The organism is Micromonospora sp. NPDC004540 (genome assembly GCF_040610095.1).
Classification (GTDB): domain Bacteria; phylum Actinomycetota; class Actinomycetes; order Mycobacteriales; family Micromonosporaceae; genus Micromonospora.
The window spans coordinates 17943-32525 of record NZ_JBEXLR010000024.1 but is presented as its reverse complement, the minus strand read 5'-3'; the positions used below and the strand labels follow the sequence as shown (position 1 = coordinate 32525).

Genomic DNA, 14583 nt, shown 5'->3' with positions numbered 1-14583 from the left:
ACATCGGTGAGCTGGCGACTCGACGCGGGGGCCGGGGCGGTCAGGTGGTGAGGCGGCCGGCGTGGCGGCGGACCGGGAGGCCGCCCGGCAGGTGTGCGGGGCCCTGTCCGTGCCAGTCGGTGACCAGGGCGTCCAGCGCCGCCACGTGCCGGTGCGAGAGGGCGGCCGGCGGGGCGCCCAGCTCCCGGGCCCAGGCGTGCAGCACCCGGGTGCGTACCGCTGCCGGCAGCGCGGCCAGGCCGTCGACCGAGAGCCCGCCCTCGGCGGCCCGGACCTCGGCGAGCGCCGTGGCGGCGAAGTCGTCCAGCGCGGCGGTGTCGGCGGCCAGCAGGCGGGCGGTCCGGGCCAGGTTGTCCACCACTCCGGGACCGAGCGCCTGGACCAGGGCCGGCAGCACGTCGGCGCGGACCCGCGACCGGGCGTACGCGGGGTCGACGTTGTGCGGGTCCGCCCAGGGTGTGAGGCCGAGCGCGGCGCACGCCTCCCGGGTGTCGTCGCGGGGGACGTCGAGCAGGGGGCGCAGCAGCGGCACGCCGTCCAGCTCACGCCGGGGCGGCATGCCGGACAGGCCGCGCGGTCCGGCGCCCCGGGCCAGCGCGAGCAGCACCGTCTCGGCCTGGTCCTCGCGGGTGTGCCCGAGCAGCACCCCGGCCGCGCCGTGCCGGTGGGCGGCGGCGACCAGGGCGGCGTACCGGGCCTCGCGGGCAGCCGCCTCCGGGCCGCCGGGGCGGCCGGCGACGGTCACCGGGACCACCTCGACGGGCTCGAGACCCGCCTCGCGCGCCCACCGGGCCACCCGTTCGGCCCGCTCGGCCGAGCCGGGTTGCAGGCCGTGGTCCACGGTCACCAGGCCGGCCCGGCGGCCGAGGCGGGGCGCCACGAAGGCGGTGGCGGCGGCCAGGGCGAGCGAGTCGGCGCCGCCGGAGCAGGCCACCAGCACCGGTCCGGCCCCGGGCAGCCCGGTCAACGCCCGACGTACGGCGAGCCGGACGGCGGCGACGGACGGGGCGAGCGCCGCCAACTCAGCCGGCGGCCGGGGGGACGTTCGCCGGCCCGCCGTGCACCCGGGCCACCCAGGCGTCCGGGTCGCCCAGCTCGTCGAGCCGGGGCAGGGTGAGCGGCGAGGAGAAGATCTTGTTGAAGCCGGCCATGCCGACCCGGTCCACCACGCCGTGCACGAACTTGCGGCCCTCGGCGTACTGGCGCATCTTGACCTCGATGCCGAGCACCCGGCGGATGGCCTTCTCCAGCGGGTTGCCGGACTCGCGGCGGCGGTTGAACGCCGCCCGGATCGACTCGACGCTGGGAATGACCTGCGGGCCGACCCCGTCCATGACGAACTCGGCGTGCCCCTCCAGCAGGGTCATGAGCGCGGTGAGCCGGTCCAGCACGGCCCGCTGCGCCGGGGTCTGCACGATGTCCAGCACGCTGGCCCGGCTGTTCGGGTCCTTCACGGCGTCGGAGAGCGTGGCCACGCCGCGGCGCAGCCGCTCCAGCAGGTGCTCGCCGCCCTGCGACGCGTCCACGAACGCCTGCACCTCGCTGAGGAAGTACGCCCGCATCCACGGCACGGCGGTGAACTGGGTCCGGTGGGTCACCTCGTGCAGGCAGACCCAGAGCCGGAAGTCGCGGGGGTCGCAGCCCAGCTTCCGCTCCACCTCGACGATGTTCGGGGCGACCAGCAGCAGCTGGCCGGGGTCACCGGCGAAGACCTCGTACTGGCCGAGCACCCGCCCGGAGAGGTACGCCAGCACGGTGCCGGCCTGCACCCCGGTGAGCCGGGACCCGATCGCCTCGGTGAGCGGCCCGGGGCGCTTGTCGCCGGAGAGCCGGTCCACCAGCGGGGTGATCACCTCGCGCAGACCGGTGATGTTCGCCGCCGCCCAGTCCCGGCGGTCCACCACCCGCACCGGCGGGTGGGTGACCTGGGAGCGCAGGCCGGTGTAGTCGGCGACGTGGCCGGCGGCCTCCTCGGTCAGCCGGCGCAGCTCGCCCACCACGTCGGTGGCCTCGGCATACGACACCCGGGGGCCCGACTTGCCCAGCGCCCCCGCGGTCGCGGCGGCCAGATCCCAGTCCACGAACTGCGCCATGAACCCACCGTACCCGCGCCGCGACACCCCCACCCGGGCTCGCGACCGCGATCGACGGCGGTCGCATCCGGGCGGGGCGGTCAGCGGCAGCCGCAGCCGGCCAGCGCGGAGGAGATCCGGTCGAGGGCCTGCCGGGTCTCGTCGAGGCTGTCCGGCGTGCGGTCGGTGAGGACGGCGAAGGTGAGCAGCCGGCCGTCGGCCGTGGTGACGAGCCCGGCGATGGCGTTCACCCCGCTGAGCGTCCCGGTCTTCGCCCGGACCACGCCCGCACCGGCCTTGGTCACGGACGCCTGGTAGCGCTCGTCCAGGGTGCCGGACCAGCCGCCCACCGGCAGGCCGCCGAAGATCGCGGCCAGGTCGGGGTGGCTGCCGTTGCCGGCGAGCGTGATCAGGTCGGTGAGCAGCGACGGGCTGATCCGGTTGGTGCGGGACAGCCCGCTGCCGTCGGCCAGGCTGATCTCGTCGGCCGGCAGCCCCAGCTCGCCGAGCACCTGGTCGGTGGCGGCCGCGCCGCCGGCGAACGAGCCGGGCTTGCCCTTGGCGAGCGCGACCTGGCGGGCCATCGCCTCGGCGATCACGTTGTCGCTGTCGCTGATCATGATGTCGACCAGGCGGACCATCGGCAGCGACTGGACCTTGCCCAGCTCGGCGCCGGGGGCGGGTGTGCCGGCCGCGGACGCGCCGGAGTCGGCGGGCGCCGTGCCCCGCTTCACCTCGCCGGCGGCTCCGGAGAGCCCGAGGAGCTTCGCGAACTGCCGGCCGGCGGTCAGGTCCGGCTGGGGCACCCGCTCGGCGGCGTGGTTCATGGCCTCCTCGGTCCGGCGTGCCTCCGCCGGGTCCCGCCGAGCGCCGTCGGTCATCAGCGCGGTGATCGCCGCGCCGAACCCGCCGGTGGGGATGTCGGAGTCCCAGCCGGGCTCGTACACCGGGCCGCTGAACAGGGACGAGTCGACGGTGACCTTGGTCGGGGCGGTGCCGCCGAGCGCCTTGCGCACCTGGGCGGCGAGGTCGTCCAGCCGGGCCGCGCCGGGATAGAAGCCGTTCTTGTCGACCGCGAGGGTCGGGTCGCCGCCGCCGACCAGGACCACCTCGCCGGGAGTGGCGCCGGCCACCGCCCGGGTGGGGATCCGGTACGCCGGACCGCGGGCGGCCAGCACGGCGACCCCGGTGGCCAGCTTGGTCACCGAGGCGGGCACGGTCGGGGCGTCCTGACCGCTCCCGTAGAGCGCCTGGCCGGTGGTCACGTCGGCCACCGAGACGTTCACCCGCTCGCCGAGGGCGGCGGCGCGGACCAGGGGTTCGAGCGCGGCGCGCACCCCCTCGGGGGTGGGCAGCGGCGCGTTGCCGTCCGCGCCGGCCAGCACCGCGACCGGGGCGGGCTCGGGCGACTGCGCGGCCGCGGTCGGGGTGTCCTCGCCGCCCAGCCAGCCGGCCACCGGGCCGGGGCGGACCACGGCCAGCCCGACCGCGGCGAGGGCCACGATCAGCACGCTGGCCAGCACCGCGACCAGCCGGAGCGGGCGACGGCGGGGTGGGGGCGGCGAAGGCGACGGCGGGAGCGGGGCGGCGCCGACCGGCGGCACGGGCGGGCTCACCGGGATGCCGCCGGGCGCGTCGTACCCGGGCCAGCTCACCGGGGCGGCCGGACCCGGGCCGTGGTCCCGCGGGTCGGCGTGCCCGTAGTCGCGCGGCGCGGCGTGCCCGTAGTCCCGCGGGGCGGCCTGGCCGTACTGCCGGGGGTCCGCCTGGCCGTACTCCCGAGCGGCGGCGTGGCCGTAGTCCCGGGGGGCGGCCTGGCCGTACTCCCGAGGGGCGGCGCGACCGTGGTCCGCGGGGCCGGGGTTGCCGTGCTGCCCGGGGTTGGCGCGGCCGATCGGGGCAGACCCGACGGGCGGCCCGGGACGGTGGGCGGGGTTGGTGCCGGGGACCGAGACGCGGCCGGTGGCCCCGCCGGAACCGGAACCTGCGGACCTGCGCCCGTCAACCCCTTCGGGGCGGTAGTGTGAATCTTCCCTCCCCACGACCCCCTCCTCCCCCGCTCAAAAGCGCCTTGGGTGACACTACTTCGGTCCGAACACTATGCGGCGGTCGGAGCCGGCGGGGGACATTCACCCCGTCCGGTGGGCGACGCCACTGGTTTCCGTTAGCCAGCGTGGGCAAACGAGGGAGCGTGGGAGATGGATTTCGACGTCACGGTTGAGATCCCCAAGGGTCACCGCAACAAGTACGAGGTGGACCACGCGACCGGCCGGATCCGGCTGGACCGCACCCTCTTCACCTCCACCCAGTACCCGGCCGACTACGGCTTCATCGAGGGCACCCTGGGCGAGGACGGCGACCCGCTGGACGCCCTGGTGCTGGTGCCCGAGCCGACCTTCCCGGGCTGCCTGATCCGCTGCCGCACCATCGGCATGTTCCGGATGACGGATGAGAAGGGCGGCGACGACAAGGTCCTCTGCGTGCCCTACGAGGATCCGCGCCAGGAGCACCTGCGGGACATCCACCACCTGGGCGAGTTCGACCGGCTGGAGATCCAGCACTTCTTCGAGGTCTACAAGGACCTGGAGCCGGGCAAGTCGGTCGAGGGCGCGACCTGGGTGGGTCGCACCGAGGCCGAGGCCGAGATCGTGGCCTCCTACCAGCGGGCCAAGGAGGCCGCGGAGCGCGGCGAGACCCTGCACTGACCTGATCCGCGCCGACGGGCCCGGGCCGCTCCACCGAGCGACCCGGGCCCGCGTGCGTGCAGGTCAGCCGAGCAGGCCGCGGGCCCGGTCGTAGAGGTCCAGCACCGCGCAGGCCACCGGGACCACGGCGACCACCAGCGCGGTGTCGGTCAGGTCGGCCAGCCGACCGAGGTACGGGGAGACCGGCCGTCGGGCGTACGTGGCGCCGGCCGCCACGGCGACCAGGGCCAGGGCCAGCCCGCCGACGGTCAGCGCCAGCCGACCCGCCGGACCGGACCGTTCGGCGAGCACCGCGCCGAGCAGGGCGTACCCGGCCAGCCCTGCGGCGACGGCGGGCACCCGGTGGCGGACCGCCACGAAGAGCCGGGAGCGCAGCAGCAGCACCCCGCAGCCGACCGCCACGAGCAGCCGCCCGGCGAGCCCGCCGGTCGTGGCGAGGACGGCCGCGGCCGCGACGGCCAGCACGCCGTGCCCGAGCAGCATCCCGCTCAGCATCTCCTCGGTGCGGGCCACGGCCGCGTGCACCCGGCCCCGGTCGGGCAGGTCGCGGACGTCGGGCGGGCCACCGGCCGGGGCGGGCAGGGTGATCGGCGGCAACGGCACCTTGCCGAGCCGGATGGCCAGCAGCGGCAGCCCGCCGAGCGCGAAGACCAGCGCGCAGAGCAGCACGGCGGCGGTGCCGGCCGGGTCGAGGAACAGCCCGCCGAGGCCGGCCGCCGCGCCGGCCGCGCCGGTGGTCGCGCCGGCCAGGAAGACCCGGGACCGGCTGGCCACCCCGAGCAGGCCCAGCACCGACACGAGCAGCAGCGCCACCGAGCCGGCGAGCAGCTCGGGCGCCCCGACCCAGCGCAGCGGTCCGAGCGGGCCGACCGGATCGCCGGAGCCGACCGCGAGGGCGCCGGCCGCGGCGGCCCAGGGCAGCGCGTACCCGCCGAGGGTGGCGCCGACCGGCCCGTCCCCGTACGCCCGGGACGCGGCGGTGGCGGCGAGTACCAGGAGCAGGGCCACCGCCGCGGCGACCGGCCAGCCGCTGTGCGGCCCGGGGCCGGCGGCCAGCACGGCGAGCAGCCCGACGGCCAGCGGCACGCCCGCCCCGGCCAGGGCGGCGGCGCGGGTGGCCCCGGGCGACCAGGCGGCGCCCCGTCGGCGGGCCCCGTCGGCGATCGCCTCGACCACGTCGTCGTATTCCAGTTCGGGCCACTCGGCGCGGGCCGGGACGAGGTGCAGCACCTCGCCGTCACGGACGCCCTGGGGCAGCAGCGCCTGCGCGGTGGCCAGCACCCCGCCGTCGGTCCGCCGGAGCACCCAGCCGCCGTGCCGTTCGCCGTCGTCGGCCAGGCCCTCCCCGGCGTGCCGGAGCACCTCGGGCAGCAACTCGGCGAGGGGGATCTGCTCCGGCAGGGCCACGTCGACCCGCCGCCGGGGGGCGCTGATCGTGACCCGGGCCAGCCCGCTTGTCATCGATTTTTCTCCATATCGAGCGGGAACGGTGGCTGACGGACGAGTGGACTTTACCTACGATGAGCCAGGCTCGGGTTACCGAGAGCCACGGGGAGGCTCAGTGTCCACTGTCGTCATCAAGCGGCCGCCACGCCGCCCGGCGCCGGCGATCCCGGCCGGTGAGCTGCCCGTGGAGGCGCCGCCGGAGATCCCCGCGGTGACCGGTGGGCGGTGGCAGCAGGCGCTGATGGTGCTGCCGATGCTCGGCGGGACGGTGGCCATGGCGATGATGTTCGGCCGGGGCGGCGGGGCCTACTCGTACGTGGTGGGCGGCATGTTCGGGCTCTCCTCGGTGGCGATGCTGGTGACCTCCTGGGGCGGCGCCGGCCCGCGGAGGTCGGAGATGATGGCCGCCCGCCGGGAGTACCTGCGGCACCTGGCCGCGCTGCGCCGCCGGGTCCGGGAGACCGTCGGTGCACAGCGGGCCGGGCTCTACTACCGGCATCCCGACCCCGGGCGGCTCTGGTCGACGGTGGACAGCCACCGGGTCTGGGAGCGCCGGCCGGGTGACCCGGACTTCGCCGTGGTCCGGGTCGGGGTCGGGCCGCAGACGCTGGCCACCCCGCTGGTCCCGCCGGTCACCCGGCCGCTGGACGAGCTGGAGCCGATGACCGCCGGGGCGCTGCGGCGATTCCTGGACGCGTACTCGGTGGTGCCGGACCTGCCGGTGGCGCTCTCGCTGCGCAGCTTCGCCCGGGTCTTCGTGCGCGGCCCGGCCGGCGGCGTCCCCGGGGCGGGCTCCCCGGCCGCCCAGGCGCTGGCCCGGGCCGTGCTCACCCAGCTCGCCGTCTTCCACGCCCCCGACGAGCTGCTGATCGCGGTCTGCGCCGGGCCGGAACGCCGGGCGCGGTGGGAGTGGGTCAAGTGGCTGCCGCACGCGCACCACCCGGGGCGCACCGACGCGCTCGGCCCGGTCCGGCTGGTCACCAGCTCCGCCGCCGAGCTGGAACGGCTCCTCGACGACGTGCTGGCCAGCCGGTCCCGGTTCAGCCCGGCCGGCCCGGCCATCGACGGGCCGCACGTCGTGGTGGTGCTCGACGGCGGCGACCTGACCGGGGCCACCGACCTGGCCGGCGACGGCGGGATCGACGCGGTCACCGTGCTCGACCTGGACACCCCGCCGCCCCGCCTGCTCGACCGGTACGCCCTCCTGCTCGACCTGGTCGACGGCCGGCTGCACTCGCACTCCGCCGAGGGGCACGCCGAGGTGGGCGCGGCCGACGCGCTGGAGCCGGCCGACGCGGAGGCGGTCGCCCGCCGGCTCGCCCCGCTGCGGCTGGCCGGCACGGCCCGCGGACCGGACGCCCCGCCGGGCGCCGAGCCGGGCCTGCCCGAGCTGCTCGGTCTCGGCGACCCGGAGAACTTCACCGCCGAGCAGGGCTGGGCGCCCCGGTCGGCCCGGGACCGGCTCCGGGTGCCGATCGGGGTGGGCGCCGACGGCGGGGCGATCGAACTGGACCTCAAGGAGTCGGCACAGGACGGGATGGGCCCGCACGGGCTGCTCATCGGCGCCACCGGCTCGGGCAAGTCGGAGCTGCTCCGCACGCTGGTGCTGGGGCTGGCCGCGACGCACAGCTCGGAGCAGCTCAACTTCGTGCTGGTCGACTTCAAGGGCGGCGCCACCTTCGCGCCGTTCGACCGGCTGCCGCACACCGCCGCGGTGATCACCAACCTGGCCGACGCGCTGCCGCTGGTCGACCGGATGGTCGACGCCGTCAACGGCGAGCTGATGCGCCGGCAGGAGCTGCTGCGCCGGGCCGGCAACTTCGCCGGCGTACGCGACTACGAGCGGGCCCGGGCGGCCGGCACCCCGCTCGCCCCGCTGCCGTCGCTGCTGCTCGTCTGCGACGAGTTCTCCGAGCTGCTCTCCGCCAAGCCCGACTTCATCGACCTCTTCGTGCAGATCGGCCGGCTCGGCCGGTCGCTCGGCGTGCACCTGCTGCTCGCCTCGCAGCGGCTGGAGGAGGGCCGGCTGCGCGGGCTGGACACCCACCTGTCGTACCGGATCGGGTTGCGCACCTTCTCGGCGCTGGAGTCCCGGACGGTGCTCGGCGTGCCGGACGCGCACGAGCTGCCCCGCAGCCCGGGGCACGGCTACCTGCGCTCGGGCACCGACCCGCTGGTCCGGTTCAAGGCCGCGTACGTGTCCGGCGCGGTGCGTCGCCGCGGCGGCCCGGTCGGCACGGCCGGCGCCGGCAGCCCCCGGCTGCTCGCCTTCTCCACCCACCTGGTGCCGGTGCCCGAGCCGGCCACCCCCGCCGCCCTCCCCGTCGAGGAGGAGACCGGCGAGACCCTGCTCGACCTGATGGTGGGGCGGCTGGCCGGGCAGGGCCCGCCGGCGCACCAGGTGTGGCTGCCCCCGCTCGACTCCGCACCCTCCCTCGACGAGCTGCTCGGCCCGGTCGGCGCGGACCCGGCCCGCGGGCTCACCGTGACCAATCCGGAGCTGCACGGCGCTCTCCAGGTGCCGGTGGCCGTGGTGGACAAGCCGTTCGAGCAGCGCCGCGACCTGTTCTGGCTGGCCCTGGACGGGGCGGCCGGGCACGTCGCGGTGGTCGGCACCACGCGCAGCGGCCGGTCCACCCTGCTCCGCACCCTGGTCTGCGCGCTGGCGCTCACCCACACGCCGGCCGAGGTGCAGGTCTACTGCCTGGACTTCGGCGGCGGGACGCTCGGCGCGCTGCGCGACCTGCCGCACGTCGGCGGGGCGAGCGGCCGGGCCGACGACACCGCGGTACGCCGGACCGTGGGCGAGATCGCCACCCTGCTGGCCGAGCGGGAACGGCGGTTCACCGAGGCGGGGGTGGAGTCGATGGCGGCCTGGCGCCGGCGACGGGCCACGGCGGGGGCCGGCGCCGACCCGTTCGGCGACGTGTTCCTCGTGGTCGACGGCTGGAACACCCTGCGCGGCGAGTACGAGGACCTGGAACCGCTGGTGACCGAGCTGGCCACCCGGGGCCTGGCGTACGGGGTGCACGTGGTGGCGAGCGCGCTGCGCTGGTCGGACTTCCGGCCGGCGATCCGCGACCTGTTCGGCTCCCGGCTGGAGCTGCGCCTCGGCGACCCGGCCGACTCGGTGGTGGTGAAGCGCACGCTCGCGGCGAGCGTGCCGGAGGAGCGGCCGGGGCGCGGGATCACCGCGGGCGGGCTGCACTTCCTCACCGCCGAGCCCCGGGTCGCCGGGCTCGGCGCCGAGACCGGCGACCTGGTCAAGGCGGTCGCCGGGGCCTGGACCGGGCCGGCCGCGCCCCGGGTGCGGCTGCTCCCGCCGGTGCTGCCCTACGCCGAGCTGGACCGGGCCGCGACCACCGGGCTGGCCTTCCCGATCGGGGTGGCCGAGGCGGACCTGCGCCCGGTGGTGCTGGACTTCGCCACCGAGCCGAACTTCCTGGTCTTCGGCGACGCCGAGTGCGGCAAGTCGTCGTTCCTGCGCGCGCTGGCCACCTCGATCGTCCACCGGTTCACCCCGGAGCAGGCCCGGGTGATCCTGGTCGACTACCGGCGCAGCCTGATGGGCGCCGTCGAGACGGCGCACCTGATCGGCTACGGGACCGCCGCGCCGCACACCGCCGAGCTGATCGAGTCGGCGGCCGGTTACCTCCAGGGCCGGCTGCCCGGGCCGCAGGTCACCCCGGCCGAGCTGCGTACCCGGTCGTGGTGGACCGGGCCGGAGCTGTTCGTGCTGGTGGACGACTACGACCTGGTGGCCGGCGGGCCGACCAACCCGTTGCGGGCGCTGGAGGAGCACCTGCCGCACGCCCGCGACGTCGGCCTGCACCTGGTGCTGGCCCGCCGCTCCGGAGGCGCCGGCCGGACCTCGTTCGAGCCGATCATCCAGCGGCTGCGGGAGCTCTCCACGGCCGGGTTGGTGATGTCGGGCGGCCCGGAGGAGGGGCCGCTCGTCGGTCAGGTGAAGGCCGGTCCGCTGCCGCCCGGTCGCGGTCGGCTGGTGACCCGGCGCGAGGGCGTACGCCTGGTACAGCTGGCCCACCTCCCACCCGGGTGACCGGAGTTGCACCGTGGCGCATGGGAAAACCGGTAATCTCCGAGCAGCATGTGTCTGACGCGAGGAAATGGCTGGGGAATGTGACCAGGGATCGGCAGGGGGGTTCCACCGCGCCGCCCCGGCGTCTCGCCGGACCCGCGCTGCTCGGTGCCATGGCGGTCGTGGCCGCCGTCATCGGTCCGCCGGCCCCGCCCGCGCACGCCGCCCCGGCCGCGTCCGTCGCGATCCCCGAAGCGGTCCGGCTCGCGCCGGCGGCCCGGACGGACCAGGTCCGTGACGAGCAGTGGCAGCTCGATGAGCTGCGCGCGAAGACCGCCTGGCGCACATCGACCGGCCGTGGCGTGGTGGTCGCGGTGATCGATTCCGGGGTGGACGGTTCCCATCCGGACCTGGCCGGCCAGGTGCTTCCCGGCCTCGACCTGGTGGCGCCGGGCGGCGCCGACGGGCCGGACCCGGTGGGCCACGGCACCACGGTGGCCGGGCTGATCGCCGGGCGGGCCGACGACGACAGCGGCGTCGTGGGGCTGGCGCCGGACGCCCGGATCCTCCCGGTCCGCGTGCTCGACGACGAGAACCGCTACGACGACGCCATGATCGTCGCCAAGGGGGTGCGCTGGGCGGTCGACAACGGCGCCCGCGTGATCAACCTGTCCCTCGGCGGCGGCGGGGACAGTCCCGCCCTGGCCGCGGCCCTCGACTACGCCTTCGCCCGGGACGTCGTGGTGGTCGCCTGCACCGGCAACCTGGCCACCTCGAACAGCCCGAAGGTCTGGTACCCGGCCCGGGAGCCGGGTGTGCTGGCGGTCGCCGGCCTGGACCGCAACAGCGAGAACCTCTGGTCCGGTTCGATCACCGGCCACCAGACGGTGCTCACCGCACCGGCCACCGCGCTCTACGGCGCCCGCACCGACGGCGGCTACTGGCGGGTGCAGGGCACCAGCTTCGCGGCCCCGCTGGTCGCCGCGGCGGCCGCGCTGGTGCGGGCCCGCTATCCGCGGATGTCCGCCGGGGACGTGGTCAACCGGCTGATCACGACGGCCCGGGATCTCGGCCCCACCGGGCGCGACGACCGGTTCGGCTACGGCCTGGTCGACCCGGTGGCCGCGCTCACCACCGACGTGCCGTCGGTCGGCCGCAACCCGCTCGACGACAACGACTCCCCCGGCGTGGTGGGCTTCGGGCCGGCGCCCGGCGCGGGCCAGGACACCCGGGCCGCCGCGGCCGGGCAGGGCGGCGACCCGTTCGGCTACAACCCGAAGCAGCAGACCCGGTGGTCGGCCCGCCCGGCCGGCCAGGCCGACGACTCGGCGCCGGAACGGCTCTGGACCGGCCTGGCCCTGTTCGTCGCCCTGGTCACCGGCGCCGCGCTGATGGTCCGCCGGTTCCGGCAGTCCCGCCGCTGATTGGCGACGGCTCCAGGTCGCGGCGCGGCGAAGACGCGCCGAGCTGGAGTCGTCGTTCCGGCCCGTCTGACCGGACCCCACCCTGGGTAGTGAACAGCGCATGAACAACTCCGGCGGCCTGATCTCCACGCCCGAGCGGTCCTGGCGGCGCCGCCGCCTCGACCCGGACCACTCGCTGGGCCTCCGGCTCACCCTGGCGGCCGGCGCGGCGTTCCTGGTGCTGGTGCCGTTCGCCCTGCTCGCGCTCCTGGTGCTGGGCGCCTGGCCGCCGCTGTCCCGGCTGGACGCCGCGATCACCGACGCGCTGCACGGGTACGCCCTCGACCATCCGGCCTGGGTCCGGCTCATGGGGGTCTGGACCAACGTCTTCGGGCCCGGCCCGCTCCGGGTGGTCGCCGCCGGGGTGGTGGTCTGGTTGCTGTGGCGCGGCGCGCCCCGGCTGGCCCTCTGGGTGGTCACCACGATGACCGTCGGCGGGCTGCTCGGCGCGCTGCTCAAGCTGCTGGTGGGCCGCCACCGGCCGGACCTGCTCGATCCGGTGGCCCGGGCGGCCGGCTACTCCTTCCCGTCCGGCCACGCGCTGAACGCCACCCTGGCCGCCGGGGTGCTGCTGCTGGTGTTCCTGCCGTTCGTTCGGCACAGCCGGCCGCTGCGCGGCGTGCTCTGGGCGGTGGCGGTGCTGGTCGCGGTGGTGACCGGGCTCAGCCGGATCGCGCTGGGTGTGCACTGGACCAGCGACGTGGTCGGCGGCTGGCTGCTGGGCGTGGCGGTGGTCGCCGCCACCACGGCCGCGTTCTCCACCTGGCGGACCCGGGTCGGGCGGCGGCCGGCGCGTACCGCCCGGGAGGGGGTGGAGCCGGAGTTGGCCGAACCGGGGCCGGACGGCCGCCACGCGTAGTCCGGCACCCGTCGGGGTAAAGGGCGGCTCATGTCCGATGTCGCGGTCCAGATCGCCCGGCGCGTCCTTCTGCCGGTGGCCCTGCTCTTCGCCGTCCTGGTGGCGCTGGGCCTCCTGGTCACCCGGGTGCTCGCGAAGACCTGGCCGTTCACCATGGAGGACGCGGTCAACCGCGAGTTCGCCGCGCACCGGTCCCCCGGGTGGAACGACGTCTCGCTGGTGTTCAGCACGCTGGCCAGCACCCAGCTGATCGTGGTGGTGACCGTGCTGGTGGCGCTGGTGCTGCGGCTGGTGCTGCACCGCTGGCGGGAGCCGATCTTCCTCTGCGCCGCGGTGAGCGCACAGGCGCTGATCTTCCTCTTCACCACGATGGTCATCGACCGGCACCGTCCGGCCGTCGAGCACATGGACGACTCGCCGCCGACCTCCAGCTTCCCGTCCGGGCACACGTCGGCCGCCATGGCGCTCTACGTCGGCATCGCGGTGCTGCTCGCGCTGCGGGCGCGGAGCACCCCGGCCAAGGTCACCTGGTGGGCCCTGCTGGTGCTGGTGCCGGTCGGGGTCGCGCTCACCCGCATGTACCGGGGCATGCACCACCCCAGCGACGTGGTGGCGTCCTTCGTCAACGGCGGCGTCTGCGTGGCGATCATGGCGCGGGCGGTGCTCGACCGCACGCTCACCTGGGGCCGGGCCAAGCTGCCGCTCGGCCGTTCCGGCGACGACGTGACCCCGGCGGGCGCCTCCGCCGGCTGACCGACGGCGGTCGGCTCAGGTGCACTCGCCGGTGGCGACCCCCCGGGTACGCTCCGCGCCGGCCAGCGCCACCGACCGCGCCTCGGCGGCGGTCACCGCGAATCCGGTGTTCGGGTCGTCCGCGGCGGCCGCGAAGATCACGCCGAGCACCAGCCCGTTCGAGGAGACCAGCGGGCCGCCCGAGTTGCCGCTGCGCACCAGCGCTCGGATCGTATAGATCTCCCGGGTCACGTCGCCGGCCGAGTAGATGTCCGGCCCGGTGATCCGGTCGACGTCGCGGATCCGGGCCGGGCGGGCGTCGTACGGGCCGTCGAGGGGGAAGCCCAGCACGATGGCGTCGGCCCCGCTGCCGGCCTCCCCGGCGGCGAAGCGCAGCGACGGCCCGGGCAGCCCCGGGACGTGCAGCACGGCCAGGTCCCGCTCGGGGTCGTAGACGACGACCTCGCCGTCGTAGCGGTCGCCGCGCAGCTCCACCGCCACCGAGCGGGTGCCGGCCACCACGTGCGCGTTGGTCATCACCCGGTCGTCGGCGTAGACGAAGCCGGAGCCTTCGATGCGGCGGGCGCAGCTCGGCGCGGAGCCGAGCACCTTCACCACCGACCGCTGGCTGTTCTTCACCACCTGCGAGTTGGCCAGTGCCGGGTCGGGCGGGGAGACCTGCCGGGCCCGGGTCGGCGCGAGGTCGCCGAAGACGTCGGGGAAGCCGTTGGTGTCGACCGTGTCGCGCAGCGCCGTGGACAGCTCCTGCGCCCTGTCCGGCAGCACCCGGTCGACCACCGTCAGCAGTGCGCTGTTGCGCACCGAGGAGGCCAGCCAGGGCACCGACGAGGAGCCCAGCGGCACGGCGACCAGCCAGGCCACCAGCATGACGGCGAAGACCGAGATGATCGCGCCGCCGGCGTCGTCGACCTTCCGTCCGGCCGGCCCGGTGATCGCCGCCCGCAGGTTGGAGCCGAGCCAGCCGGCCAGCGCCTGGCCCACCACGGCCAGCCCGAAGATGGCCACCAGGGAGATCAGCACACGGGTGCCGCTGTCGGCGAACTGCCGGGCGACCAGCGGCCCGAGCTGAAGCCCGAGCAGCGCGCCCAGGAAGAAGCCGGAGAACGACAGCGCCCCGATGACGAAGCCCTGACGGTATCCGCTGATCGCGAACACGAGCATGAGCAGGAGCAGTACGAGATCCACGGCGGACACGCCCCCAGGGTACGGGCACCGTGCCCGGAAGAGGCTGACCGCTCGCTGAACG

General features: G+C 76.1%; 10 protein-coding genes. 5 read left to right on the top strand and 5 right to left on the bottom strand.

Features of this window, described 5'->3' with window-relative positions:
* Positions 1-40: 40 nt before the first annotated feature.
* From tilS to dacB, 3 genes are all read right to left on the bottom strand, one after another.
* The gene (gene tilS, locus ABZV78_RS11360) at positions 41-1021 is read right to left on the bottom strand and encodes a tRNA lysidine(34) synthetase TilS (protein WP_355637634.1); all 981 of its coding nucleotides are present in this window, start codon (positions 1019-1021) and stop codon (positions 41-43) included.
* A gap of 1 nt (position 1022) precedes the next feature.
* Entirely contained in the window at positions 1023-2093 is a 1071-nt protein-coding gene (locus ABZV78_RS11355; RefSeq protein ID WP_355637632.1) for a zinc-dependent metalloprotease, read from the bottom strand.
* Between the two features lie 80 nt (positions 2094-2173).
* Positions 2174-3604: a D-alanyl-D-alanine carboxypeptidase/D-alanyl-D-alanine-endopeptidase gene (gene dacB / locus ABZV78_RS11350; protein ID WP_355637675.1), complete on the bottom strand. Its 1431-nt coding sequence runs from the start codon at positions 3602-3604 to the stop codon at positions 2174-2176.
* Between the two features lie 666 nt (positions 3605-4270).
* On the opposite strand from dacB, the gene ABZV78_RS11345 reads away from it, so the two are divergent.
* The gene (locus ABZV78_RS11345) at positions 4271-4777 is read left to right on the top strand and encodes an inorganic diphosphatase (RefSeq protein WP_091266984.1); all 507 of its coding nucleotides are present in this window, start codon (positions 4271-4273) and stop codon (positions 4775-4777) included.
* A gap of 63 nt (positions 4778-4840) precedes the next feature.
* On the opposite strand, the gene eccD is transcribed toward ABZV78_RS11345, so the two are convergent.
* A complete protein-coding gene (gene eccD, locus ABZV78_RS11340) occupies positions 4841-6238 on the bottom strand; it encodes a type VII secretion integral membrane protein EccD (protein WP_355637630.1) in 1398 nt (465 codons plus the stop codon).
* A 100-nt stretch (positions 6239-6338) separates the two neighbouring features.
* Between eccD and eccCa the strand changes: the two genes are divergently transcribed.
* The 4 genes from eccCa to ABZV78_RS11320 all read left to right on the top strand — a co-directional run bounded on the left by eccCa (position 6339) and on the right by ABZV78_RS11320 (position 13337).
* On the top strand, positions 6339-10283 hold the full coding sequence (gene eccCa / locus ABZV78_RS11335) for a type VII secretion protein EccCa (protein WP_355637628.1): 3945 nt from the start codon (positions 6339-6341) through the stop codon (positions 10281-10283).
* A 152-nt stretch (positions 10284-10435) separates the two neighbouring features.
* Positions 10436-11686 carry a type VII secretion-associated serine protease mycosin gene (gene mycP, locus ABZV78_RS11330; RefSeq protein ID WP_355637626.1) on the top strand — a complete coding sequence of 417 codons (1251 nt, stop codon included), beginning with the start codon at positions 10436-10438 and terminating at the stop codon, positions 11684-11686.
* A gap of 100 nt (positions 11687-11786) precedes the next feature.
* A complete protein-coding gene (locus tag ABZV78_RS11325; RefSeq protein WP_355637624.1) occupies positions 11787-12584 on the top strand; it encodes a phosphatase PAP2 family protein in 798 nt (265 codons plus the stop codon).
* Between the two features lie 30 nt (positions 12585-12614).
* Positions 12615-13337 carry a phosphatase PAP2 family protein gene (locus tag ABZV78_RS11320; protein WP_355637622.1) on the top strand — a complete coding sequence of 241 codons (723 nt, stop codon included), beginning with the start codon at positions 12615-12617 and terminating at the stop codon, positions 13335-13337.
* A gap of 15 nt (positions 13338-13352) precedes the next feature.
* Here ABZV78_RS11320 and ABZV78_RS11315 read toward each other — a convergent pair whose 3' ends face one another.
* Positions 13353-14531 (bottom strand): MarP family serine protease, encoded by a 1179-nt coding sequence (locus ABZV78_RS11315; protein ID WP_355637620.1) that lies wholly within the window; start codon positions 14529-14531, stop codon positions 13353-13355.
* Positions 14532-14583: the final 52 nt, after the last annotated feature.

Coding starts and splice junctions, on each gene's coding strand:
- ABZV78_RS11355 (WP_355637632.1), bottom strand. CDS start 2,093: ATGGCGCAGTTCGTGGACTGGGATCTGGCCGCCGCGACCGCGGGGGCG.
- ABZV78_RS11345 (WP_091266984.1), top strand. CDS start 4,271: ATGGATTTCGACGTCACGGTTGAGATCCCCAAGGGTCACCGCAACAAG.
- eccD (WP_355637630.1), bottom strand. CDS start 6,238: ATGACAAGCGGGCTGGCCCGGGTCACGATCAGCGCCCCCCGGCGGCGG.
- mycP (WP_355637626.1), top strand. CDS start 10,436: ATGGCGGTCGTGGCCGCCGTCATCGGTCCGCCGGCCCCGCCCGCGCAC.
- ABZV78_RS11325 (WP_355637624.1), top strand. CDS start 11,787: ATGAACAACTCCGGCGGCCTGATCTCCACGCCCGAGCGGTCCTGGCGG.
- ABZV78_RS11320 (WP_355637622.1), top strand. CDS start 12,615: ATGTCCGATGTCGCGGTCCAGATCGCCCGGCGCGTCCTTCTGCCGGTG.